Raw genomic sequence first — 23067 nt, 5'->3', positions numbered from 1 at the left:
GGCGCAACGGCTGAGCAAGCGCTTCGCTCGTATGGTGCGCGCGAAGGGAACGGGCTCGGATCAGTCGTGGCGGGTGCGGACCGCCGACACCGAGCGCCGACTGCTGCTGTCGCTGCTGACGGAGCAGCAGCTTCGAACCGTGCTCGCGACACTCTTCGACGAGGACGCCTTCCTCTCACCGCACGGGCTGCGCTCGCTGTCCAAGCAGTTCGAGTCGCCATACACCCTGCCGGGCACACCGGACGCGGTGATCGACTACCAGCCGGCCGAGTCCCGCACTTCGATGTACGGCGGCAACTCGAACTGGCGGGGCCCCGTCTGGTTCCCCGTCAACTACCTCGTGATCCGGGCGTTGCTGCAGTACGCACAGTTCTTCGGTGACGACTTCACCATCGACTACCCCACCGGTTCGGGGCGACGCCTCACCCTCCGGCAGGTCGCCGACGACCTAGCCGACCGCCTCGTCGGCATCTGGCTGCCGGACGCCGAAGGGAACCGGCCGGTGAACGGCGGCGAGAAACTACTCCAGACCGACTCCGCATGGAAGTACAACCATCTGTTCTACGAGTACTTCCACGGCGACAACGGTGCCGGTCTCGGCGCGTCCCACCAAACCGGCTGGACTGCGCTTGTGGCCGATCTGATCCTCGACCCGCCCGGTCGTAGCGCATGGATCGTCGGATCCGACGCCAATCCTGCCGATCCGTGATAGAACAGGTGTCAGTTTCGGGGGTGGACGAAGGGTGAATGCCGTGGATCTCGAGGCCGTCGCCGCGATCAGCAGGCTCAAGTACACGTATCTGCGGGCCCTGGACACGAAGTGCTGGGACGAGTTCGCCGACACGCTCCTTCCCGACGCGACCGCGAACTACGGCGAGCATCTCGCGTTCGAGTCGCGGGACGCCCTGGTCGCGTTCATGAAGTCGAATCTGGGGCCGCAGACCATCACCGAGCATCACTGCGGTCACCCGGAGATCGACGTCGACGGCGACACGGCGACGGGGCGGTGGTTCCTCTCCGACACCGTGCTGATCCCGGAGCACGACATGGTGCTGCGGGGGGCGGCGTTCTACTCCGACCGCTACGTCCGCGGGCCGGACGGTCGATGGCGGATCGCCCACACCGGATACGAGCGGACGTACGAGGCGGTGATGTCGCTGTCCGACATTCCCAGCTTCCGGCTGACGGCCAACCGGTGGGCAGCCGACGCGCAATCGGACCGAGGGGACTCGTGATGGGGACATTGGACGGCAAGGTCGCACTGATCACCGGCGCCGGGCAGGGCGTGGGCGCCGGGATGGCGTTCGCGCTGGCCAAGGAGGGTGCGCGGATCGCGGTGGTCGGGCGCACGGAGGCGAAACTCGTCGACACGTGCGCCGCCATCGCCGACTTTGGCGGCGTGGCCGAGCCGATCGTCTGCGACGTCAGCAAACGCGATCAGCTGGCACCGATGGTCGACCGCGTCGTGGAGGTGTTCGGCGGGATCGACATCCTCGTCAACAACGCCAACGCGAGCGCGCTCGGACCGCTCCTGGAGATCACGCCGAAGCTTCTCGACCGCGCGATGGCCGTCGGCCCGGTGGCCACCCTGTTCCTGATGCAGCTGTGTTACCCGCACCTGAAGGCGCGCGGCGGCGGCTCGATCATCAATCTCGTCAGCTCGTCGGCGGTGCGCTGGGACACGAGCGGTTACGGGCTGTACGCGGCCACCAAGGAGGCGATGCGCTCGCTCACCCGGACCGCGGCCAGCGAATGGGGCCCGGACGGCATCCGCGTCAACGCCATTGCGCCGCACGCGCTGTCCCCGGGGCTGAAGTGGTGGACGGAGACCAATCCGGAGGAGGCCGCCGAGTTCGTGAAGTCGATTCCGCTCGGCCGGATCGGTGATTGCGAACGCGACATCGGGCGCGCCGTCGTCTTCCTCGTGGGTCCCGACGCCGGTTACCTGTCGGGGGCCACCATCCCGCTCGACGGCGGTCAGGCGCGCTGGAGCTGATCGCACGCGATTGCCGCGAGCTTGCTCATTTCCCTCCCATCCGGTAGGAATTGCTTCGTGCATACGACTCACCTGGTGCGACGCCTGACCGTCGACCTGTGCCGTACGTGCGCCAACATCTGTTGTTGCTGATGGCCCCGGCGCGCGTACCGCGTGCTGTCCATTCCTCGGTAGGCTCCGGCATCCGGTAATTCCTCACGCATCCTCCGCGTTCGCAGGTCCGGGCCGGTGCTCCCGTACCCAGGCACGATCCACCTTGGCGGAAAGACATCATGAGCACTGCATTCGAAACCAGGACAGCGTCGCTGACGCTCGACAAGTTCGGCCCGTCGTTCGGGGCCGAGATCATCGGACTGGACGTCGCGTCCGCCACCGACGCCGAGGTGGCCGCGATCCGTTCGGCGCTGACCGAGCACAAGGTGCTGGTCCTGCGGGGCCAGTCGCTCGACGACTCGGGCCACATCGAGTTCGGTCGCCGGCTCGGTCGGCTTACCGCGGGCCACCCCGTCCACGACAGCGGCAACGTGGCCCGGGAGGTGTACGCGCTCGACAGCCAGGACAACGGTTTCGCCGACGTGTGGCACACCGACGTCACGTTCATGAAGCGGCCGCCGCTCGGGTCGATCCTCCGTCCCGTCGTCCTCCCACCGCACGGCGGCGACACCAACTGGGCCGACAGCCAACTGGCGTACGAGTCGCTGTCGCTGCCGATCCGGCAGATGATCGACCAGCTGACCGCGGTCCACGACGGCAACCGCGAATTCGGGTACTACCTCGCGCAGAAGCGCGGCGGCAAGGGAAACGTCTGGGACGGTGAGGAAGTCACCGCACTCGTGCCCGTCGAGCATCCCGTCGTGCGGGTTCACCCGGAAACGGGCCGCAAGGGCATCTTCGTGAACCCGGGCTTCACGTCCCACATCGCCGGAGTCTCCGAGGCGGAGAGCCGGGGGATCCTCGACTTCCTGTACGCCCACCTCACCAAACCGGAGCACGTCGTGCGGCACCGCTGGCGCCTCGGCGACCTCGTGCTGTGGGACAACCGCAGTACCGCGCACTACGCGAACCGCGACTACGGAACCCAGCACCGCGTCATGCACCGCATCACGCTGGAAGGCGATGTGCCGGTGGGCCCGCAGTAGGGCAACGTGCGCATTCACCGGGCGGGCGGCGTCCGCAGCGACTAGCGTCACGATCCGTGACCCCGGCATCGGACATCTCACGACGCAAGTTCCTCGCCTCCGCCGCAGCGGCAGGCGGCGCCGTATTCCTCAGTTCGTGGGCGGGCCCGGTGATCGACCGGGCGTACGCGCAGGATCCGGGTGGCAGCGGGTCGCTGAACGACATCGAGCACTTCGTCTACCTCATGCAGGAGAACCGCTCGTTCGACCACTATTACGGCACGCTGTCGGGGGTGCGCGGCTTCGACGACCCGTCGCCGGCGTGGCAGCAGTACGGCTGGACGCCGGGCGTCGGGCCGACGCCGACCGGGTTTCTCAACCCGTTCCGGCTCGACACCACGCAGGGCACGCACCTCGACGGCGAATGCATCAACGACCCCACCCATTCGTGGGGTCCGCAGCACGACGCGTGGAACGGCGGCGCGATGGACCGGTGGATGCCGGTGCACATCGCGCACGAGGGGCCGCTCAACGGTCCCGCCACGATGGGCTACTACACGCGGGCCGACATCCCGGTGCACTACGACCTCGCCGACGCCTTCACGATCTGCGACCACTACTTCTGCTCCGTGCTCGGGCCGACGGACCCGAACCGGCTCTACTGGATGACGGGAACGATCGACCCGGACGGGCTGGCGGGCGGTCCGCTCGTCGAGACGCCGACCGTGATCCCGAGGTTCGCCTACTCCTGGCGCACCTATCCGGAGAACCTGCAGGAGGCCGGCGTCAGCTGGAAGGTGTACGCGAACAAGGACCTCGGGCCGGTGTCGAGTGTCGCGCTCGACGGGATGCTCGGCTGCTTCACGCAATATAGCGACCCGAATTCGGAACTCGCTCGCCGCGGCCTCGATCCGACGTACCCGAACGACTTCCGGGCCGACGTCGCGAACGGCACCCTGCCCGCGGTGTCCTGGATCGTCCCCAACATCTTCACGTGCGAGCACCCGGCGCTGCCCCCGGCCGCGGGTGCGGTCGGGATCGTCGAGGTGCTCGACATCCTCACGTCCAACCCGGCGATCTGGGAGAAGACGGCGCTGATCATCAGTTACGACGAGAACGGCGGCTTCTTCGACCACGTCACCCCGCCCACCCCGCCGCCGGGCACCCCGGGCGAATACCTGACGGTCCCGTTGAACACGGTGTCGGAGAGCGAGAACAATCCGGGTCCGATCGGCCTCGGTTTCCGGGTACCGTCGCTGATCATCTCGCCGTACAGCCGCGGCGGCCTCGTCGCGTCCGACACGTTCGACCACACGTCGCAGCTGCGGCTGCTGGAGAAGCGGTTCGGCGTGCCCGTCCCCAACCTCACCGACTGGCGCCGCGGCGCCGTCGGCGACATGACGTCCGCGTTCGACTTCTCGTCGGCACCGAACTCCGGTGTTCCCGCGATGACCGACCCCGGGCCACGCCTGCAGGCGGCGATCGCGCAGTGCGGGCCGAACGTGGCCGCGGGGACGCTCAACGCCGGTGCGCCCTACCCGGTTCCGCCGAACCAGATGCCCGTGCAGGAACCGTCGCCGCTGCGGCGTCGGCCCAGCGGGCTGATCATGTAGCAACCTGCGCTCAGAGTCGGACCGTCCGGCCCCCGTCGATCGACTGCAGGATCGCCAGCGCGGCGGTCACCGAACGCAGTCCGTCGTGTCCCGTCGCCACGGGTTCACCGTCCCCGCGGACGGCGTCGACGAACGCCCGGATCCCCGGTGCGTAGAGGTTGTCGACGGCCTCGAGCGGGACGGCCGTGTCCTGCCCGTTCGTGATCATGCGCAGCGTCCCGGTGGGATCGGGGCGCATGCAGTCGGTGGCGACGAGAGTGCCCGACTTCCCGTGGATCTCGAATCCGGTGACGCCACCGGGGACCGTGTACGCGTCGTGGAGGGAGAACAGGGTGTTCGTGCCGAGGACGCCGCTCGTCATCGCGGCATCCGCCGGACCGTCACTGAGCCCCTGGCACACCCCCACCGCCGTCACCGTGGTCGGTTCCATCCCGGTCACGAAGCGGAGCGTGTCGATGTCGTGCACCGCGAGGTCGAGGACGACGCCGCCGCCCACGCCGTCGAGGCGCCACCCACGCAGGGCCTGGCGCAGCAGGATCGTGTTGCTCACGCGCACGGAGAGGATGTCGCCGATCGCGCCCTCCGCCAGCATCTTCCGCGCCGCTCGATGAACGGGGTGGGTGCGGAGGTGATGGTTCGTCGCGAACACGACCCCCGCGGCCGCGGCCGCGTCGACCATCTTCTGTGCCTGAGTGACGTCGAACGAGAGCGGCTTCTCGCACAGCACGTGCAGACCCGCGTCGATCGCGGCCATGGCGTGGTCGAAGTGCTTGTCGTTCGTGGAGGAGATGTAGGCGGCCTGGACGTCCCCGCCCACCGCCTCGCGCAGGTCGTCGGTGGCGGACTCGATGTCGTGGGTCCGCCGGTAGTCCTCTGCGCGCGCCGCGTCACCGCTGAGCACGACTGCCGCGGTCTCCCCGCACTCGCGCAGCGCGGGGAGCACGCGGGTGGCAGCGATGTTGCTCGCGCCGAGAATCGCCCACCTCATGAGCTTCGGTCCTTCCTGGGGCCGGTGGGTCCGGCCTTCCCTCGGCGGACTGTACGCCGAGTTCAGTGAGCGCACTACTGTTCGTTATACGAACATGCGGGACCGGCTCAGGGGCGGAGGGCGTCGACGGTTTCTTCGCCGGAGGTCGTGGGATCCGGAGTCGCGTCGCCGACCTGACGGGTCCGCTGACGGTAGATCCCGATTCCGACCACCACGACGGCGAGGCCCATCGAGACGTACATCTGGCTCCTGGTCTCCGGCAGCACGAGCATGCCGATGCAGAGCGCGATGATGGCGGCGATGGTGCACCACGTCAGATAGGGGAACAACCACATCTTCAGCGTGAGGTCCTTGCCCTCGGTCTCGAGCCGGCGCCGCATGCGCAGCTGCGACACCGAGATCGCCAGCCACACGAACAGGGCGATCGCGCCCGAGGAGTTGACGAGGAACAGGAACACGGTGTCCGGGTACAGGAAGTTGAGGCCCACTGTCAGGAACCCCACGACCGTCGAGACGAGCACGGCCTGGCGCGGAACGCCGGACGAGCCGATCTCCGACAACGAGGCCGGGGCGTCGCCGCGGCGGGAGAGCGAGAAGATCATGCGGCTCGCCGTGTACAGGCCGGAGTTCAGGCAGGACAGCACGGACGTGAGCACGACGACGTCCATGATGTTGCCTGCCGCCGGGATGCCGAACGAATCCATGACCGCGACGTATGGGCTCAGCGCGACGGAGGCGTCGTCCCAGGGGAACAGCGTCACGACGATGGCGATGGACCCGATGTAGAAGATGAGGATGCGCCACACGACGGACCGCACGGCGTTGCGCACCGCCGCGACGGGGTTCGCGGATTCACCGGCCGCGATGGTGGCGATCTCGGCGCCGAAGAAGGAGAACACGACCACGAGTACCGCCGCGAAGACGGCACCTGCCCCGTTGGGGAAGAACCCGCCGTGACCGGTGAGGTTGGTGAGTCCGGGTGCTTCGACACCGGGCAGGAATCCGCAGATCGCGAGGATGCCGAGTCCCAGGAAGATGACGATCGCCGCGACCTTGATCGACGCGAACCAGAATTCGAACTCGCCGAACGACTTCACGGACGCGATGTTCGTCAGCGTGAGCAGCACCATCAGGATCAGTGCCCAACTCCACTGCGGGACGTCGGGGATCCACCGGTTCATGATGACGGCGCCCGCTGTCGCCTCGATGCCGAGGACGATGATCCAGAACCACGCGTAGAGCCAGCCGATGCTGAATCCCGCCCATCGGCCGATCGCCTGGTCCGCGTACGCGGAGAACGAACCGGTCTCGGGGTTGGCGGTCGACATCTCGCCGAGCATGCGCATCACGAGGATGACGACGATGCCTGCGAGTGCGTAGGCGACCAGAACGCCGGGGCCCGTCTCGCGGATCGCGACCCCGGAGCCCACGAAGAGGCCTGCTCCGATCACCCCCGCGATAGCGATCATCGAGAGGTGCCGCTTCTTCAGTGTGTGCTGAAGTTGCGGATCGGTGGTTCCTGACATGGAGAAATCCCTTCGGCGCTACTCCGGATGTGATGTGGGTCGCTGATTCGAGAAAGTGTGGACGAGTCGCGACGGCCGCGGAACCGCCGATTCGGTGAATTTGGAGCGGCCGGGATAGACGAATCGGCAGTACCACGCATCTATGCGGCCTTGACAAGGCGGAAACGCTATGGCTACCGTCACATTATTCAACCAGCGGACACGCGTTCGACATACGAACACACTGGGTCCGGCATCAACGTAGACGGGACATCGGAATGAGCGATCACGCCTTCACCCCGGCGGCCGAGAAGCAGGCGCGAAGAGCAGCGCTGAGCAGCTTCGTCGGCGCGGTCATCGACTGGTACGACTTCCTGCTCTACGGGCTGGTCGCGGCACTGGTGTTCAACTCGGAGTTCTTCCCGAACGTCAGCCCGGCGATCGGAACCCTCGCCGCGTTCGCGACGTTCGGCGTCGGATTCCTGTTCCGCCCGCTCGGCGGCGTGGTGTTCGGCCACTACGGCGACCGCATCGGACGCAAGCGGATGCTGATCCTCACCGTGCTGATCATGGGCACGAGTACCGCGCTGATCGGACTGCTGCCGTCCTTCGCGTCGATCGGCTGGTGGGCGCCGGTGCTGCTCGTCACGCTGCGCGCCATCCAGGGCTTCGCCGTCGGCGGCGAGTGGGGTGGGGCCGCGCTGATGGCCGTCGAGAGCGCGCCGCCGAAGAAGAAGGCGTTCTACAGCAGCGGAGTGCAGGTCGGGTACTCGGTCGGACTCATCCTCGCCACCGGATTCGTCATGCTCATGAGCAACCTGACCACCGAGGACGCGTTCAGCCAGTGGGGTTGGCGTGTTCCGTTCGTCGCCAGCGTCGTCCTGGTCGGAATCGGTCTGTGGATCCGCGCTGGAGTGCAGGAGAGCCCCGAATTCGTCGAGAAGGTCGAGAAGGTCGAAGAGGAGAGCCCGGAGGAGAAGAAGCGGATCCCGCTCGTGGAGGCACTGCGTAACCACCCGAAGGCGTTCCTCCAGATCATCGGCCTGCGTTTCGCCGAACTGTTCTCCATGTACATCGTCACCACGTTCGCGCTCAGCTACTCCACGCAGGAACTGGGGATGGAGCGCAACTTCATGCTCAACGTCGGTCTGCTCGTCGGCGCCGTGGGTATCGGCACCATCCCGCTGTTCGCCTGGCTGTCCGACAAGCACGGCCGGCGCCGCGTCTACATCCTCGGCGCACTGATCGGCGCGGTGTGCGCGTTCCCGTTCTTCATCTTCCTCGAGCACGGGTCGATGATCGGCACCGTCATCCTGGCCGTGCTGCTGGTCAACATCTCCCACGACATGGTCGTCAGCGTGCAGCAGCCGCTGTTCACCGAGATGTTCGGAGCGGAGTACCGGTACAGCGGTGCGGGCGTCGGGTACCAGGTGGCCAGCGCGATCGGCGGCGGCTTCACCCCGTTCATCGCGGCGGCCCTGGTCACCGCGAGCGGCGGGTCCTGGCACCTGGTGGCCGTGTACCTGGCAGGCGGCTGCGTCGCCAGCGCCCTGATCGCGTGGCGACTGCAACCCGATTCGGCTGCTGACGTGGCGGACGCCGCCACGGCCGCGAAGCTCGAGAACGCGCACTGAGCCGGTAGACGAGGAGACGACGGTCATGGCTGCACAGTCGGTGCTCTGCGGACTCATCGGAGACGGGATCGACGGTTCGTTCTCGCCCGCACTGCACGAGGCCGAGGGGCACGCGCAGGGGATGAACTACGTGTACCGGCTCCTCGACCTCGAGCGTCTGCACGGGGCGGCGGCCACCGTCGAGGGCATCATCGACCTGGCACGGCAGTGGGGGTTCGACGGGCTCAACGTCACCCACCCGTACAAGCAGCAGGTGATGGCGTACCTCGACGAATTGTCGCCGGACGCCGCGCGACTCGAGGCCGTCAATACGGTGGTGTTCACCGCGGGCAGGGCCGTCGGGCACAACACGGACTGGACCGGGTTCGGCAGCAGCCTGGGCCGCGAACTGCCGGGTGCGAGCCTCGACCGGGTTGTGCAGATCGGGGCGGGCGGCGCCGGGGTCGCCGTCGCCTACTCGGCGCTGTCCCGGGGCGCCGGGCACCTCACCGTGACGGATGTCGATCCCGATCGTGCCGAACACTGCCGGGACACGATGCGAAAGTTGTTTCCCGGCAGCGTCGTCGACGCGGTTCCGGCGTCGGAGATCGCCGGGCCGCTCGCGGAGGCGTCCGGTCTGATCAACGCCACACCAATCGGCATGGTCGGATTCCCCGGCACCCCCGTGCCCGTGGAACTGCTGCGCYCCGACCTCTGGGTCGCCGACGTGATCTACCGGCCGATCGAGACGCCGTTGATCCGGGCGGCCCGCGCGCTCGGTGCGCCCACCCTCGGCGGCGCCGGTATGAACGTCTTTCAGGCCGCCGACGCGTTCCAGCTGTTCACCGGTGTCACACCGGATTTCGAGCGCATGTACGCGCACGTGCTGATGCTCGTCGACCAGCAGTCCCGGCGCGCCGCGTAGGCGGTCAGCCCAGCGACAGGTCGGAACCGATCCGCTCCGCCGTCGCGACGAGTTTCGGCACCACCGTCGCCTCGACGTCGGAGCGCGTGTACTGGGTGCCCTGCAGCGAGGAGTTGAGGGCGGCGACCACGGCGCCCGTCCGATCGCGGATGGGAACGGCCGCGCCGCGGATGCCGACCTCGAGTTCGTTCTCCGACATCGACCAGCCGTCCCTGGCGACCTGCCCGACCGCGGTGCGCAGCTGGTCGACGTCCGAGATCGTCTGCGGGGTGAACGACTGGAACGTGGTGGTCTTCAGGTAGTCGCCGAGAGCGTCGGCCGACAGTCCCGCCAGCAGCACCCGCCCCGTGGACGTCGCGTACGCGGGGAACCGCATGCCCACCGTGATGGAGATGCGGATGATCCGGGGTGAGCGGACCCGCGCCACGTACACCACGTCGGGGCCGTCGAGGATGGTGACGGAGATGGTCTCGCCCAGTTCCTTCGCGAGAGCCTCGATGTGCGGATCGGCGACCTGCGGCAGTCGCAGCGCGGCAAGATACGAGAAACCGAACCGCAGCACCCGGGGCGTGAGCGAGAAGTTACGGCCGTCGAGACGCAGGAAACCCTTGTCCACCAAGGTGAGCAGAATGCGGCGCGCCGTGGAGCGGGTGATCCCGACGCTCTGCGCCACCTCGCTCAGCGTGCGCTCCCGGTGCTGCTCGTCGAAACATTCGAGGACGCTCAGTCCGCGGTCCAGTGACTCGAGGAAGTACCGTTCACCCGATGCCGGCTGCTCGGCCACCTCAGCAGCCACCTGTTTCGCACACGCCGTCATGGTACCGGTCTACAGACCGGTCTCCGCGGGAAGCCGCCCCGACTTCACCGCCGCCCGCAGCGCGTCGTAATCCTTCTCGGACTGGTCCGCATACAGTCGGGCCCAGGCGGTGATCGCCAGGTCGAACGATTCCCCGTTGCCGAGATATCCCGCGACGAAGGCTGATCCGGGGCTCTGGCTGTGCGCACGGGCGAGCATCGTGCCGCACAGTGCTGCATATTTCATGGACTGCGCCGGTTCCAGGGTCTGCAGGTCGACGGACCCCTTCATGTCGCGGAACTGCCGCAGGTAGAAGTCGCGCCGAAGTCCGTCGTCGCCCTCGACGCCGCGCACCCACCCCAGAAACGGGTCCGACTGCGCCTGGAGGATGCGCTGCGCGCCGACGACCCGGGAACCCTGACCGTTCTTCGCGACCGCACGAATGATCGAGTCCGGTGCGGTCGCGACCTTCCCGTGCGTCTCCAGAACCGACCGCGGTGCTTCCTTGGCCTGCAGGAAGAGCGGCTCGCCGGCCGGCCCCTGCAGCAGCAGCAACCAGCAGCGGGTCCCGACGCTGCCCACGCCCACGATGCGCATCGCATAATCGACCACTTCGTACTGCGTCAGCAACAGTCGAATGTCCGCGCGCAGGGTGTCGAGGTACAGAAGGTACAACTCGGTGATGCGGCCCAGGTCGTACTTCGTCGAATGTCGGATGACGGGGAACTGGTCGACGATGTGGGGCTTGCCGTCCTCCTCCATGGTGGTCAGCTTCCGGAGGACCTGTTCGGACGTCCGTTTGCGTGCCTTCTCGGCGATCGCGCGGATCCGCTGCTTCTGCGCGCGCGGGTCGTGCTCGAGGACGTCCGTCTCCTCCTGGAAGTAGTATCGCTCCGTGGCGGTCAGCTGAAACAGTGCACTCAAAGTGTTGCGGTACGCGCGGACGGCTGCGCCCGTGGCGTCGGCGCACTGCGCCTCGGTGTACGAGTTGGCGCGTCCGTGGATCCACACGCTCGCGGCGAGGCGGCGCACATCCCACTCCCACGGCGCCGGGTAGGACTCGTCGAAGTCGTTGAGGTCGAACAGCATCCGGCGTTCCGGTGAGGCGAACAGCCCGAAGTTGGCAAGGTGCGCGTCGCCCGAGGCGATGACCTGGCAACCGGTGACCGGTGAGTCGGCGAGATCGTGTGCCATCATCGCGGCCGACCCGCGGTACAGCGCGAACGGTGATTCGAGCATCCGTCCGACCCGGATCGGCACGAGGGTCTGCAGCCGGGTGGTGTTCTGCTCTTCGATCACCGCCACCGGGTCGCGCTCGGGAAGGGCGAATGCACCCTGCGCTTTGCGGGAGAGTGTTTCGCGTGCGGCCTTACCGGCCGAACGTCGGGCATCGATCACCGTGGTCCTACCGGCTCGGGAAGACGTGGCCATGGTTCGAGTCTAGGCACCGGACGCGCTCGGGAGGACGCTTTGCGCTGCGCGGTGGGGGAGTATGGACAGGGTGCGGTCGCGCGACGGGAGGACATCCATGGGACAGCGACTTTTCGCGGCCACCGCGGCGCTGCTGGTTGTCGCGTGCGCGGCCTGCCAGTCCGAGGGGAGTTCGGCGCAGGTGTCGCCGACCAGCGCGGCCGCCGCGCCGTCCGCCGCCGCGCCGGCCGTCGTGGCGTCCGACCTCGACGTGCCGTGGGGGATAGCGTTTCTGCCGGACGGGACGGCGCTGATCGCGGAACGGGACAGCGGCGCCATCCGGCACCTGCAGGCGGACGGGAGCGCCACCGTGATCGGCGAGGTGCCCGGTGTGTCGGCGCAGGGCGAATCGGGACTGCTGGGCCTGGCCGTCTCGCCGAACTACGCGACGGATCGGACGATCTACGCGTACCTGACCACCGGTGACGACAACCGGGTGGTTTCCCTGCCCTTCGACGGCAACAGCCTCGGCGAGCCGGCCCCGATCCTCACCGGCATCCCCGCCGGATCGATCCACGACGGCGGCCGGATCGCGTTCGGCCCGGACGGCAAGCTGTACGTCGCCACCGGTGAAGCCGGCGACCGGCCGCGCGCCCAGGACCCGTCCTCGCTCGGCGGGAAGATCCTGCGCATCGACCCCGACGGATCGATCCCGGCCGACAATCCGACTCCCGGATCGCCCGTGTGGTCGCTCGGGCACCGCAACGTGCAGGGCCTGGCGTGGGACGACGCAGGCAGGCTGTGGGCCACCGAGTTCGGCGCGAACACCTGGGACGAGCTGAACCTGATCGAACCCGGCGGCAATTACGGATGGCCGGAGGTCGAGGGACGGGCCGGCGAGGCGGGCTTCGTCGACCCGGTGATCCAGTGGTCCACCGGCGAGGCGTCCCCGTCCGGTCTCGCGTTCCACGACGGCGCGCTGTGGGTCGCGGCGCTGCGCGGCGAACGGCTGTGGCGGATCCCCGTGGGCGCAGACGGTGCGGTCGGTGAACCGCAGTCGCTGTTCGAGGGCGAATACGGGCGGCTGCGGACCGTCGTCGCGACACCGGACGGCACCGTCTGGTTCAGCACCAGCAACCGCGACGGCCGCGGCGATCCGGGAGCGTCCGACGATCAAATACTGGAGATCCCGTGAGTACTTGTCAACCGCAGGACGTTGACAAGTACTCACAGGCGGCGGAGCGCAAGACCGTCCAGCACGAGGGCGAGTTTGTCCTCCATCCAGCCGCGGTCCTGCCACGTCGATTCGTCGCCGAGGGCCTGCGCCAGCACCGGCGAGCCGCCCCAGCTGTCCTGATACGCCTCCCGGGCGGTCCGCGAATCGGTTGGGCTGACGGTGTCGTCCAGACCGCCCATCATCGAGAACTGCGTCATGGTCAGTTCGGCGACGAAATCGACGACCAGCAACGCGTCCCGTGTGGAGAATCCCTGCCGGTGCAGCGACAGCACGAGTGTTTCGATGCAGTCCACCACCCCGGACGGTGTGCCGGGGACGGTCAACTCCACCTGCGCCAGCCCCGGGTACCGTTCGAAGCTCGCCCACAACCGGTCCGCGAACGCGAGAAGCAGTTCCCGCCAGTCCAACTCGGGGTCGGGCCAGTCCATCGACCGGGCCACGTGATCGACGCACGCCCGCAGCAGCGCCTCGCGGTCGGGAAAGTAGCGGTAGATCGTGGAGTGGCTGACCCCCAGCCGGCGCGCCACCGCGGGCATCGTCAGGGTGCTGAGGTTGTCGGCGAGGGCCGCCTGCACGATGTCGTCCTCGGACAGCGATCGGGGACGCCCGGTGCGTTTTCCCACCCGGGCACCGCCGACCGAGTCCGAGGTGCTCACACCTCTAGCCTGCCATCAACCTCCACCCAGCCGCCTTGCCCGCCGCGACGAACGGGACGCTCGTTGCGTTCGATCGAACGAGCGCCCCGTTCGTCCGGGAGGGAGGGGGAGGGGGAGGGGTGAGGTGAGGCAGGGGAACGCCGGCGCGAGATCTAGCGGTTCAGGTCCAGGGTTGGACCGGCGGCGTGACCCACATGATCTTCTCGTCGCGGTGTGCCGGGGTGGCGGCGGGATGGTCGGGGTGGCGCTGCGCCCACGCCGTCTTCTGATCGAGCAGTTCGACGACGGTGAGCCAGGTTTCCATGGTGCTCGGCGGGTTCGTCTCGGCCGCCCGGGCGAGTTTGCGCAGCGTGCTGTCGGTCAGGTCGAGCAGTTCTTGACCGCTGATCCCGCGATCCCACACGTACCGCGCGAGTCCCATCGCCTTCTCGCGTCGCCGCTTCGCCGCGCCCTCGGTGTGCGCGAAGTCGACTTCCTGAGGTTCCATCGTCTTCCCTTCTCGTGCGCGTCTCCACGGTAGGGCACCCGCGTGTCGGACCGGTATCGTGGGAGGACGATTCTCGCAGCAGACGCGAGCGGGCGGCGCGAGCAGTAGGGAAGACGGACGATGGGCAGGCAGCGCGGCGGTCGGGCTGCCGGGACATCCGACGGGGGTCCGGTCCCCGGTGTGTACCCGATCGACACGGGGACGTGCGAACTCGCCGTGGACAACCTCAACCCGCACGGCTGGGTGCTGAAGGTGAACGGCGTCGAGAGTTCCCACATCGACCTGTCGGACCCCACGTATCTGGATTTCGAGTACATGCGGTGGATCGCCGAACTGGTCGCCTCGCACTGGGGAACGGATCGGCGGGTGCGTGCCCTGCACCTCGGGGGCGGCGCCTGCTCGCTCGCCCGACATCTCGCCGCCCGCTATCCGGACGCCCGGCAGGTGGTGGTCGAACTCGACGGCAAGCTCGCCGAACTGGTCCGTGAATGGTTCGACCTGCCGCGGGCCCCACTGCTGCGACTGCGGGTGGGGGAGGCGCGGGCGGTCACCGAGACGTTGACGGAGTCGAGCCGCGACCTGATCGTTCGCGACGTGTTCGCCGGCAACACGACTCCGGCACCGTTGACGACCACGGAGTTCACCGGGCACGTGCGGCGGGTGCTGGCACCCGGCGGCATCTACGTGGTGAACTGCGGCGACACCCGCGACCTCGTCCTCGCGCGCCGGGAGGCGGCGACCATCGGCAGCGTGTTCCCGCACACCACGATCATCGCCGATCCCGCGATGCTCAAGGGACGCCGCTACGGCAACATCGTGATCGCGGGCAGCGACGTGCCGATCGGCGACGACCCCGCCCTCGTCCGCACACTGCTGGGTGGTGGTGTGCCTGCCCATGTCTGGGACGACCGGCAGGTGCGGACGTTCGCCGGAGCCGCCCGGGTGCTGCGCGACGCGGATTCCGGCACCTAGACGAGCACCCAGATCAGCGAGGCCATCGCGAAGCCCACCACCGACAGGATGGTTTCGAGCACCGTCCACGTCTTCAGGGTGTCTTTCACCGACATGTTGAAATACCGTGACACGATCCAGAATCCGCCGTCGTTGACGTGGCTGGCGATGATGGATCCGGCCGACACGGCGATCACGATCAGGGCGATCTGCGCGGACGAGTAGTTCCCGGCCGCGACCGACGGTTCGATGACGCCTGCGGTGGTGACGATGGCGACGGTCGCCGAACCCTGGGCGATGCGGAGTGCGCAGCTGATCAGGTACGCGGACAGGATGACCGGGAGACCGAGCGCGTCCATCGAGTCGGCCAGGGCCTGTCCGACTCCGGTGGCCCGCAGGACCGCGCCGAAGAACGCACCGGCACCGACGACCAGCAGGATCATGCCGACCGGCTTCAGCGCCGCCGCAGACATCGCACCGATCTCCTGCGCCGTGATCCCGCGCCGGGTCCCCAGCAGGTACAGCGCCAGCAGGACGGCGATGGTCAGCGCGATCGTGGGGGTGCCGAGGAAGATGAGGACCGACAGCAGCGTCGAGCCTTCCTCGAGGACCACGTTGCCGACCGTCGCGCCGAGGATCAGCACCATCGGCACCAGGATGATGAACGAGATCAGCCAGAGTGGCGGCGGGTTCTTGTCGGCTTCCTTCTCCTCCGGGATGAACTCGTCGGGGACCTCGATGATCACGCGCTTGCCGATCCAGCTACCCCAGACCACGCCGCTGACGAACCAGGCGGGGATGCCACAGGCGAGGCCCATGATGATGATCCAGCCCATGTCGACGTGCAGCAGACCGGCCGCGGCGACGGGGCCCGGGTGCGGGGGCAGGAACGCGTGGGTCATGGACAGGCCGGCGAGCATCGGCATCGCGTACAGCACCAGCGACTTACCGCCGCGCTTGGCCGCCACGTACACCAGCGGGGCGAGGATGAAGATGCCGATGTCGAAGAAGACGGGGATGCCGAGTACGAGACCGGTGACACCCATCGCCAGCGGTGCGCCCTTGGGCCCGAACAACTTCAGAAGACGCTCCGTCAGCACGTCGGCGCCACCCGAGCGTTCCATCATCGCGCCGAGGACGGTGCCGAGGCCGATGATCGGGGTGATGTGCCCGAGGATCCCGCCGAAGCCCTTCTCCAGAATGGAGTCGGCCGCCGACGTCGGGGTGCCCACCAGTTCGACCACCGACACTCCCGCGATGAGAGCGACGCCGACGCCGACGACGATCAGCGCGATGAACGGCTCGAGCTTGAGTTTGATGATGAGGACCAGCAGCACGGCGATGGATATCGCTGCGAGAGTGAGGAGTCCGGCTGTGTCGTGCTGCAGCCAGTCGACGAACGACGTCATTGCGTCTCCAGGGAGAAGGGGAAGGGTGCTCAGGCCGAGAGCGCGGTGACGAACGCGCGGGCGCGGTCGGTGATGTCGGTCCAGTTGCCTGCCGCGACACTGGACGGTGGGACGACGCTGGTGCCCGCGCACAGGGCGAGTGCGCCGGCGTCGAGGAACTCGCGGGCGTTGGAATCGTTGATCCCGCCCGACGGCAGGAGTTCCACGCCGGGATACGGGCCGTGCAGGTCGGAGAGGTAGCCGGGGCCGAGCCGCTTGGCGGGGAAGATCTTGACCGCGGCGGATCCGAGGTCGACGGCCATCGCCACCTCGGTGGGGGTGAACGCGCCGAGGAAGACGGGAATCGACCGTCCCGTGGCGACTTTCGCGACGTCCGGGCGGATACCGGGGGTGACGAGGAACCGGGCGCCGGCGTCGATCGCGGCCGCGGCCTGATCGCCTGTCATCACGGTCCCGACGCCGAGAATGCTGCCCGCTGCGGCGGCGGCGTCGGCGGCGCGGCCGAGGTGATGGAGCACGTCGGGGGTGGTGAACGTCAACTCGACCGTCCGGATTCCGCCCTCGGCGAGCGCATGGCACAGGTCGGTGGCGTCGGGGATGGTCTCCGCACGCACCACCGTCAGTACCCGGTCGGCACGCAGGATGTCGATCTCGGTCATCGGACTGCTCCTCCTTGTTCGCGGCGCAACGATCTTCCGGCGGTCGCGCCGGTGAGGCGGCCGTCCTCGAGGGCGAGGCGGCCGCGGACGAATACGTGAGAGAAACCGGCCGCAGCCTGACGCGGCCGGGCATAGGTCGCGGTGTCGCCGACCGTGTCCGGATCGAAGAGCACGAGGTCGGCGGCGTAGCCGCGGCGGACATATCCGCGGTCGACGAGCCGCAACCGGGTCGCGGCGCGGCCGCTGAGGTGGCCGACGCACTCCTCGAGGGACATCAGGCCGAGGTCGCGGCTGTAGTGCCCGAGGTAGCGCGCGAACGTTCCCCAGCCGCGGGGGTGCGGTTTCGCGCCGACCAGCAGTCCGTCGCTGCCGCCGGTGTGCCGGGGGTGCTGCATGATCGCGCGCACGTTCTCCTCGTGCCCGACGTGTTGCAGGATGCCGCTGCCGAGTTGGTCGCGGACCAGGATGTCGATGCACACGTCGAAGGGGTCGCGATTCTCGGCGACGGCGATGTCCGCGACGGTCTTCCCGACGTAGGCGTCGAGTTCGGGATTCTGCACGCCGCTGATCTCGAGGGTGTGCCACTCGGCGATCACGCCGTGGCAGCCGTCGGATCCGGTGACCTCGAGATGCTCCCGGATGCGTTCGAGCGCAACCGGATCCCGGAGCCGGTCGAGGGTCTGCTCCATGCTGCCCGCCGACGCCCAGCTGGGCAGGATCGCCGACAGTGTGGTGGCGCCGGGAAGATACGGGTAGGTGTCGAGGCTGATGTCCGCGCCGGCGGACTCGGCCGCGTCGAGCAGAGCCAGCAGTTCCGGGGCGCGGCCCTTGTTGGGTCCGAAGTTCAGCGTGGCGTGCGCAAGGTGCAGTGCGCACCCGGCCCGCGACGTCAGATCCACCATTTCGGCGTAGGCCTCCATGGCACCGGCGCCGTACGACCGGTGGTGCGGGGAGAAGTAGCCGCCGTATTCGGCGACGGTCCGGCACAGTGCCAGCAACTCCTCGTTGTCCGCGTACATCCCCGGCGTGTAGGTCAGCCCCGCGGACAGCCCGACGGCGCCCTCCACCATGGACTGCGCCACGATCCGCTGCATCTCCTCGATCTCCGGCGCCGTCGCCGGGCGATCGTCCCAGCCCACCACCAGCGCCCGCACCACCCCGTGCGGGACGAGATACGCGACATTGGTGGCGATCCCGCGATCGAGTCGGTCGAGGTATTCGCCCACACTCCGCCAGGAGAAGTCGAAATCCTCGGGATCGGTGTTCCACCCCGCGATCTTGCGCCGGACCACCGCGAGCACGTCGTCGGTGACGGGTGCGTAGGACAGCCCGTCCTGACCGAGTACCTCGGTGGTGACGCCCTGGGTGATCCGCGACGGATGGTCGGGGTKCAGCAGGATCTGCAGATCCGAGTGGGCGTGCATGTCGATGAAGCCGGGCGCGAGCACCAGGCCGTCGGCGTCGATCACACGATCCGCGCGAGGGCGTGCGGTCTCGGAGTGGTCTGCTTCGGGCCAGATTTCGGCGATCCGGTCGCCGTCGACGAGCACGTCGGCGCGGTACCTCGGCGCCTCCGACCCGTCGACGACGGTGGCGGAACGGATCAGAGTGGTCAYGATGTGAGTCCTCGGCCGGGGATCAGAAGAAGGTGCGGATCAGGTCGACGACGACCGGATCGTCGGAGTCGTCGCCGACGACCGGAATCCACCGCCACTTGTCGAACGCGGTGCACGGGTGGGAGAGACCGAGCCGGACGACGTCGCCGACGCGCAGATCGTGTTCGGGCCGTGCGGGATCGAGCCGGAGGAACGCGTGCTGGTCGTTGACGGCGGTCACTTCGGCGCCGACGAGGGGCCGCGGCGTCGCCCCGAGTTGGCCGGCGACGGCCTGCGCGGTGGGGAGTCCTTCGTCGAACGGGACGTCGCGCTTGCCTGCGTCGAGCAGGGCGAGGCCCGGCTCGGGGCGGGACACCACCCGGGCCCACGTGTGCATCGCCGACGTGAGGCGACGCGCCTGCGTGTCTTCGCCACGGCCGAACGGTGAGATCCCGGTGTAGAAGCCGTCGTCGTGAATGATGTACGCGCCGGCGCGGACCACCACTTTGGTTCTGCCGCCTGCGAGTTCGGCGAGCACCTCGGCGACCACGTCGAAGTAGGCGCTGCCGCCCGCGGTCACGTACACGTCCAGATCCTCCGGGTATCGACCCTCGGCCTCGAGCCGGCGATGCAATTCGGCCATCGACCGGAGGTACGCGCGGACCCGGGCGAGGGACTCCTCGGAGGCGTCGTGTGCGAGGGCGCCCTCGTAACCGGAGACGCCGGCCAACCGCAGTGCGGGGCTCTTCCCGATACGTTCGGCTACTGCCACGGCTTCGGCCACGGAGCGTGCGCCGGTGCGTCCTCCCTCTCCGCCGAGTTCGACGAGCACGGGCAGCGGACGGGCCACCGCAACGTCCGCGAGCGCCGCGGTCATCGCGTCGACCGTCTGCGGGGAGTCGGCCCACATCAGGACTTCGAGTTCCGGGTCGGCTTCCATCTGCTCGGCCAGCCACAGCAGGGCGGTCGGGTCGACGAGCGAGTTCGCGATCTGCACCCGGCGCGCGCCGAATCGCACCGCCACCCGGAGCTGACCGAAGTTCGCCAGCGTGATCCCCCACGCGCCGCCGCGGATCTGCCGGTCCCACAGCACCGGTGACATGGTCGTCTTCCCGTGCGGAGCGAGGTCGACTCCGTGCGTTCGGCACCACGCCGCCATGGTGTCGAGATTGCCGGCGATGGCCGTCTCGTCGAGCACCATCACCGGGGTGCTGAAGGCGGACAGCCTCGGCCGGGTGGCGAGGAACTCGGCCTTGGTGTGGCCGTTCGCCGCGGAGGGGAGGGCTTTGTCCACGTCGGACAGGCGCAGCTCGTCGAGCTCCGCCAAGGCACCGGAATCGAGTGCGTCCGTTCCGCTGATCGTCATCGTCGATCCTGTCGTTCGGGTTCTGTGGGGCTGGCCGACATCGGAAGAAGGGCCGTGAAGTGCTACGTTGCGCTGTATGCAACGGTGATTGCGTTTTTGCGTCTCCTATGTCTAGCATTGGCCTGGGTCATCGTCAACGGTCCGATGCGGCATGCATCACCGCGGCGAGGGCTCTCGAAACCCAACCCCGTGCCGGTCCGAGCAGTCGCAGAGGTAACAAGTGCAGGAATCGACCCCCACCCCCGAGTCCGGTGTCGCGTGCCTCGGTGAGGCGATGGTGCTGGTGGCCCCGGACTCGGCACTCCACCTCGCAGGCGCGGAGGCGAACGTCGCCGCAGGTCTCGCCGCGCTCGGTGTCCCGGCCGCCTGGGTCGGACGGCTCGGCGACGACGAGTTCGGCACCCTCATCCGCACCGAACTGCGGGCGCGGGGCGTCGACGTCCGCGCGATCGAGATCGACCCCGAGCGGCCCACCGGTCACTACTCGAAGACCACCGCCCTCGACGAGCACGGCGAGCCGCGGACCGACAGCCTGTACTCCCGAGCGGGTTCGGCGGCGTCGGCCATGGACCCCGGATTCCTCGACCGGCCGGCGGTCGCGGAACTGTTCGGCCGCGCCGCCGTGGTCCACTGCAGCGGAATCACACCGGCCCTGTCCGATTCGTGCCTCGCCCTGATGCGGCGACTGCTCCGCGACAGGCCGGGGATCTCCGGTGTCGTCAGCTTCGACGTCAACTGGCGTGAGCAATTGTGGCCGGACGGCGACCCGCGGATGGTCGTGGAACTGGCGAATCTCGCCGATCTGGTGCTCGTCGGCGCCGACGAGGCCCTGCGCGTGCTGGGCACCGCGGATCCGCACGAGTTGCGGCTGATCCTGCCCGCGCCCGCCACCGTCGTCGTCAAGGACGGCGCGCACCGGGCCCTGGCCGTCGACCGGAGTGGTCGCAGCATCGCCGTTCCCGCACTCCGCGTGGACGTCGTCGAACCCGTCGGCGCGGGCGATGCCTTCGCCGCCGGATATCTCAGTGGTGTGGTGCGCGGCGAGGATCAGGCGCGCTGCCTGCGCCGCGGGCACATCGGTGCCGCCGCCACCCTGACCGTCGCCGCCGACTCGGCGCCCCCGCCGCCCGCCGCACTGCTCGACGCGATGCTGCACTGTTCCGAATCGGACTGGGCGGCAACGAGCGTCACCGCCGACGGCTTCTCTCTCGTGAAAGTGGAGTGAACGATGAGTCAGAGTGTCTCCCGCGCCCTGCACCTGCTGGTGCAACTCGGCAACGGCCCCGCCAACCTCGACCAGCTGGCCGAATCGACCGGAGTCCACAAGACCACCGTGCTGCGGCTGCTGCGGACGCTGTCCGACGAGCGGTTCACGTTCCGCGACAACAGCAACCAGTACCACCTCGGTTCCCGCATCTTCGAACTCGCCGCACAGGCCACCGATCAGCGGGAAGTCCGGCGCATCGCGTCACCGCACCTCGTCGCGTTCAACCGCGAATACGGGCGCACCACGCACCTCGCGGCGATGGAGGGCGGCGACGTGGTGTACATCGACAAACTCGAATCGCACGATCAGATTCGGATGTACTCGCGAATCGGGCTGCGCGCCAATCTCAATTCGACCGCCGTCGCGAAGGTGATCCTCGCCGACCTGCCGGATTCGGAACTGCGGACCGTCGTCGACTCGATGGATTTCTCCTCCCGCACCGCCAACACGATCACGACGCCCGAAGGCTACCTCGACGAGATCCGTATGGTCCGAGAGCAGGGCTGGGCGCACGATCAGGAGGAGAACGAGCCGTCCGTCAACTGCATCGGAGTGCCCATTCGCGGCGCGTCCGGTCGCGTCGTCGCCGCCGTCTCGGTCTCGGTGCCCGACGTCGTTCTCAGCTACGAACGCGTCCTCGACCTGCTCGAACCCCTCCAGGCCGTGGGGGCGCGGATCTCCCGAGACTGCGGATACCGCGCCCAGCCCTGACCGTCCCCGTCCACCGAAAAGTAACGACACACAGGAGTATCGATATGTCCGACACCACCGTCATCCGCACCGAAGGCGCCCCCGCCCCCGCGCACACGTTCAGCCAGGGCATCAAGAAGGGCAACATGCTCCAGGTGTCGGGGCAGGGCCCGATGGACCCCGTCACGAACAAGTACATCGCCGAAGGCGACGTGCGCGAGCAGACCCGTCGCACCCTCGAGAACGTCAAGGCGATCCTCGAGGCCGGCGGTGCGAGCGTGGAAGACGTGCTGATGTTCCGTGTCTACCTCACCACCCGGGACGACTTCGCGGCGATGAACGACGTGTACGGCGAGTTCATCGCGGAGAACGTCCCGAGCGGTCAGCTGCCGTGCCGCACCACGGTTTTCGTCGACCTCCCGCACGAGGTCATGCTCGTCGAGATCGACGCGCTGGCCGTGACCGGCTAGGTCGCTACGCAGTGACGAGGTGGCGGCAGCTCATCCGCGGCGACACGGGCAGTTCCGTGAAGACGGGCTCGGACGTGTCCGCGGTCGCCACCTCCAGGTAGAGGTGGCTGCCGTCCGCCACGACGCCCTGCGGGTGCAGGCCGATCAGCTCGGCCACCACGTACGTGGCACTGAGGCTGGTGACGTCGCGGATGATCCCGAGCCGCAGCAGCGACCTCGTCTCCGCGATGGCCTCCTGCTCACCGGCCCGCAGGACCAGTCGAAGTCCGGGGGACAGGGCCTGCGCTGCCACGGACACGGCGATGTTGTCGAGGTC

The 23067-nt window shown here is 68.3% G+C and carries 22 protein-coding genes and 1 pseudogene; 12 read left to right on the top strand and 11 right to left on the bottom strand.

Translation table 11 applies throughout. The annotated features are described in order from the left end of the window. The 5 genes from AC1DWT_RS39270 to AC1DWT_RS39250 form a co-directional block, all read left to right on the top strand. Positions 1-709: MGH1-like glycoside hydrolase domain-containing protein (locus tag AC1DWT_RS39270; protein ID WP_477924750.1), on the top strand; the 709-nt coding region annotated here is incomplete at its 5' end. A 43-nt stretch (positions 710-752) separates the two neighbouring features. Beyond that, positions 753-1235, top strand: a complete 483-nt coding sequence (locus AC1DWT_RS39265) for a nuclear transport factor 2 family protein (protein ID WP_072946397.1) — start codon at positions 753-755, stop codon at positions 1233-1235. Continuing rightward, positions 1235-1996, top strand: a complete 762-nt coding sequence (locus AC1DWT_RS39260) for an SDR family NAD(P)-dependent oxidoreductase (protein WP_072946396.1) — start codon at positions 1235-1237, stop codon at positions 1994-1996. Before AC1DWT_RS39265 ends, AC1DWT_RS39260 begins: the two co-directional genes overlap by 1 nt. A 272-nt stretch (positions 1997-2268) precedes the next feature. Beyond that, on the top strand, positions 2269-3135 hold the full coding sequence (locus AC1DWT_RS39255) for a TauD/TfdA dioxygenase family protein (RefSeq protein ID WP_072946395.1): 867 nt from the start codon (positions 2269-2271) through the stop codon (positions 3133-3135). A 56-nt stretch (positions 3136-3191) separates the two neighbouring features. Then, positions 3192-4727 carry a phospholipase C gene (locus AC1DWT_RS39250; RefSeq protein ID WP_206013425.1) on the top strand — a complete coding sequence of 512 codons (1536 nt, stop codon included), beginning with the start codon at positions 3192-3194 and terminating at the stop codon, positions 4725-4727. Between the two features lie 10 nt (positions 4728-4737). On the opposite strand, the gene AC1DWT_RS39245 is transcribed toward AC1DWT_RS39250, so the two are convergent. After that, entirely contained in the window at positions 4738-5715 is a 978-nt protein-coding gene (locus AC1DWT_RS39245; RefSeq protein ID WP_206013423.1) for a Gfo/Idh/MocA family protein, read from the bottom strand. Positions 5716-5822: 107 nt separating this feature from the next. Next, positions 5823-7241 (bottom strand): amino acid permease, encoded by a 1419-nt coding sequence (locus AC1DWT_RS39240; protein WP_477924748.1) that lies wholly within the window; start codon positions 7239-7241, stop codon positions 5823-5825. Between the two features lie 257 nt (positions 7242-7498). On the opposite strand from AC1DWT_RS39240, the gene shiA reads away from it, so the two are divergent. Continuing rightward, positions 7499-8854: a shikimate transporter gene (gene shiA / locus AC1DWT_RS39235; RefSeq protein WP_072946391.1), complete on the top strand. Its 1356-nt coding sequence runs from the start codon at positions 7499-7501 to the stop codon at positions 8852-8854. A gap of 25 nt (positions 8855-8879) precedes the next feature. Then, entirely contained in the window at positions 8880-9758 is an 879-nt protein-coding gene (locus AC1DWT_RS39230) for a shikimate dehydrogenase (protein ID WP_477924747.1), read from the top strand. A gap of 4 nt (positions 9759-9762) precedes the next feature. Here the strand turns inward: AC1DWT_RS39230 and AC1DWT_RS39225 are convergent, their stop codons facing one another. Together AC1DWT_RS39225 and AC1DWT_RS39220 are read right to left on the bottom strand one after the other, a co-directional pair. Further along, positions 9763-10542 carry an IclR family transcriptional regulator domain-containing protein gene (locus AC1DWT_RS39225; protein WP_072946423.1) on the bottom strand — a complete coding sequence of 260 codons (780 nt, stop codon included), beginning with the start codon at positions 10540-10542 and terminating at the stop codon, positions 9763-9765. 42 nt (positions 10543-10584) lie between these two features. Beyond that, positions 10585-11985, bottom strand: coding sequence for a DUF2252 domain-containing protein (locus AC1DWT_RS39220; RefSeq protein ID WP_072946389.1), 1401 nt, complete (start codon positions 11983-11985; stop codon positions 10585-10587). A gap of 97 nt (positions 11986-12082) precedes the next feature. On the opposite strand from AC1DWT_RS39220, the gene AC1DWT_RS39215 reads away from it, so the two are divergent. After that, the gene (locus tag AC1DWT_RS39215; protein WP_072946388.1) at positions 12083-13159 is read left to right on the top strand and encodes a PQQ-dependent sugar dehydrogenase; all 1077 of its coding nucleotides are present in this window, start codon (positions 12083-12085) and stop codon (positions 13157-13159) included. A 32-nt stretch (positions 13160-13191) separates the two neighbouring features. Here the strand turns inward: AC1DWT_RS39215 and AC1DWT_RS39210 are convergent, their stop codons facing one another. Then, entirely contained in the window at positions 13192-13857 is a 666-nt protein-coding gene (locus tag AC1DWT_RS39210; protein WP_072946387.1) for a TetR/AcrR family transcriptional regulator, read from the bottom strand. Between the two features lie 160 nt (positions 13858-14017). Then, positions 14018-14344, bottom strand: coding sequence for a hypothetical protein (locus AC1DWT_RS39205; RefSeq protein WP_072946386.1), 327 nt, complete (start codon positions 14342-14344; stop codon positions 14018-14020). Between the two features lie 120 nt (positions 14345-14464). Here AC1DWT_RS39205 and AC1DWT_RS39200 point away from each other — a divergent pair, with 120 nt between their 5' ends. After that, on the top strand, positions 14465-15316 hold the full coding sequence (locus AC1DWT_RS39200; protein ID WP_095862323.1) for a spermidine synthase: 852 nt from the start codon (positions 14465-14467) through the stop codon (positions 15314-15316). Here AC1DWT_RS39200 and AC1DWT_RS39195 read toward each other — a convergent pair. From AC1DWT_RS39195 to AC1DWT_RS39180, 4 genes are read right to left on the bottom strand one after another with little or no spacing between them, the layout of a single operon-like run. Then, positions 15313-16704 (bottom strand): GntP family permease, encoded by a 1392-nt coding sequence (locus AC1DWT_RS39195; RefSeq protein ID WP_095862324.1) that lies wholly within the window; start codon positions 16702-16704, stop codon positions 15313-15315. The genes AC1DWT_RS39200 and AC1DWT_RS39195 overlap by 4 nt on opposite strands. Positions 16705-16733: 29 nt before the next feature. Next, positions 16734-17363: a bifunctional 4-hydroxy-2-oxoglutarate aldolase/2-dehydro-3-deoxy-phosphogluconate aldolase gene (locus AC1DWT_RS39190; RefSeq protein ID WP_206013419.1), complete on the bottom strand. Its 630-nt coding sequence runs from the start codon at positions 17361-17363 to the stop codon at positions 16734-16736. Next, entirely contained in the window at positions 17360-18979 is a 1620-nt protein-coding gene (locus AC1DWT_RS39185) for an N-acyl-D-amino-acid deacylase family protein (protein ID WP_477924752.1), read from the bottom strand. Before AC1DWT_RS39185 ends, AC1DWT_RS39190 begins: the two co-directional genes overlap by 4 nt. Before the next feature lie 22 nt (positions 18980-19001). After that, on the bottom strand, positions 19002-20324 hold the full coding sequence (locus tag AC1DWT_RS39180) for an amino acid deaminase (RefSeq protein WP_206013415.1): 1323 nt from the start codon (positions 20322-20324) through the stop codon (positions 19002-19004). 220 nt (positions 20325-20544) lie between these two features. Between AC1DWT_RS39180 and AC1DWT_RS39175 the strand changes: the two genes are divergently transcribed. Genes AC1DWT_RS39175 through AC1DWT_RS39165 form a run of 3 tightly spaced genes read left to right on the top strand, consistent with a single transcriptional unit; the run spans position 20545 to position 22751 of the window. Beyond that, a complete protein-coding gene (locus AC1DWT_RS39175; protein ID WP_206013413.1) occupies positions 20545-21549 on the top strand; it encodes a sugar kinase in 1005 nt (334 codons plus the stop codon). A 3-nt stretch (positions 21550-21552) separates the two neighbouring features. Continuing rightward, complete coding sequence (locus AC1DWT_RS39170; RefSeq protein WP_206013411.1) at positions 21553-22302, top strand: IclR family transcriptional regulator; 750 nt, start codon at positions 21553-21555, stop codon at positions 22300-22302. Between the two features lie 44 nt (positions 22303-22346). Continuing rightward, a complete protein-coding gene (locus AC1DWT_RS39165) occupies positions 22347-22751 on the top strand; it encodes a RidA family protein (RefSeq protein WP_005251231.1) in 405 nt (134 codons plus the stop codon). Positions 22752-22755: 4 nt separating this feature from the next. Here AC1DWT_RS39165 and AC1DWT_RS39160 read toward each other — a convergent pair. Next, positions 22756-23067, bottom strand: a pseudogene (locus AC1DWT_RS39160) (portal protein); the annotation flags it as partial.

Source organism: Rhodococcus sp. P4_B6, from assembly GCF_056402215.1.
Note: the sequence above shows the minus strand (reverse complement) of the source record. Positions and strands in the feature narration are given on the sequence as shown.

What these genes read in the sequence shown, in the direction of transcription:
- AC1DWT_RS39260 (WP_072946396.1), top strand. Translation starts at nt 1,235, where the DNA reads ATGGGGACATTGGACGGCAAGGTCGCACTGATCACCGGCGCCGGGCAG.
- AC1DWT_RS39255 (WP_072946395.1), top strand. Translation starts at nt 2,269, where the DNA reads ATGAGCACTGCATTCGAAACCAGGACAGCGTCGCTGACGCTCGACAAG.
- AC1DWT_RS39245 (WP_206013423.1), bottom strand. Translation starts at nt 5,715, where the DNA reads ATGAGGTGGGCGATTCTCGGCGCGAGCAACATCGCTGCCACCCGCGTG.
- AC1DWT_RS39240 (WP_477924748.1), bottom strand. Translation starts at nt 7,241, where the DNA reads ATGTCAGGAACCACCGATCCGCAACTTCAGCACACACTGAAGAAGCGG.
- shiA (WP_072946391.1), top strand. Translation starts at nt 7,499, where the DNA reads ATGAGCGATCACGCCTTCACCCCGGCGGCCGAGAAGCAGGCGCGAAGA.
- AC1DWT_RS39220 (WP_072946389.1), bottom strand. Translation starts at nt 11,985, where the DNA reads ATGGCCACGTCTTCCCGAGCCGGTAGGACCACGGTGATCGATGCCCGA.
- AC1DWT_RS39215 (WP_072946388.1), top strand. Translation starts at nt 12,083, where the DNA reads ATGGGACAGCGACTTTTCGCGGCCACCGCGGCGCTGCTGGTTGTCGCG.
- AC1DWT_RS39205 (WP_072946386.1), bottom strand. Translation starts at nt 14,344, where the DNA reads ATGGAACCTCAGGAAGTCGACTTCGCGCACACCGAGGGCGCGGCGAAG.
- AC1DWT_RS39200 (WP_095862323.1), top strand. Translation starts at nt 14,465, where the DNA reads ATGGGCAGGCAGCGCGGCGGTCGGGCTGCCGGGACATCCGACGGGGGT.
- AC1DWT_RS39195 (WP_095862324.1), bottom strand. Translation starts at nt 16,704, where the DNA reads ATGACGTCGTTCGTCGACTGGCTGCAGCACGACACAGCCGGACTCCTC.
- AC1DWT_RS39190 (WP_206013419.1), bottom strand. Translation starts at nt 17,363, where the DNA reads ATGACCGAGATCGACATCCTGCGTGCCGACCGGGTACTGACGGTGGTG.
- AC1DWT_RS39180 (WP_206013415.1), bottom strand. Translation starts at nt 20,324, where the DNA reads ATGACGATCAGCGGAACGGACGCACTCGATTCCGGTGCCTTGGCGGAG.
- AC1DWT_RS39170 (WP_206013411.1), top strand. Translation starts at nt 21,553, where the DNA reads ATGAGTCAGAGTGTCTCCCGCGCCCTGCACCTGCTGGTGCAACTCGGC.
- AC1DWT_RS39165 (WP_005251231.1), top strand. Translation starts at nt 22,347, where the DNA reads ATGTCCGACACCACCGTCATCCGCACCGAAGGCGCCCCCGCCCCCGCG.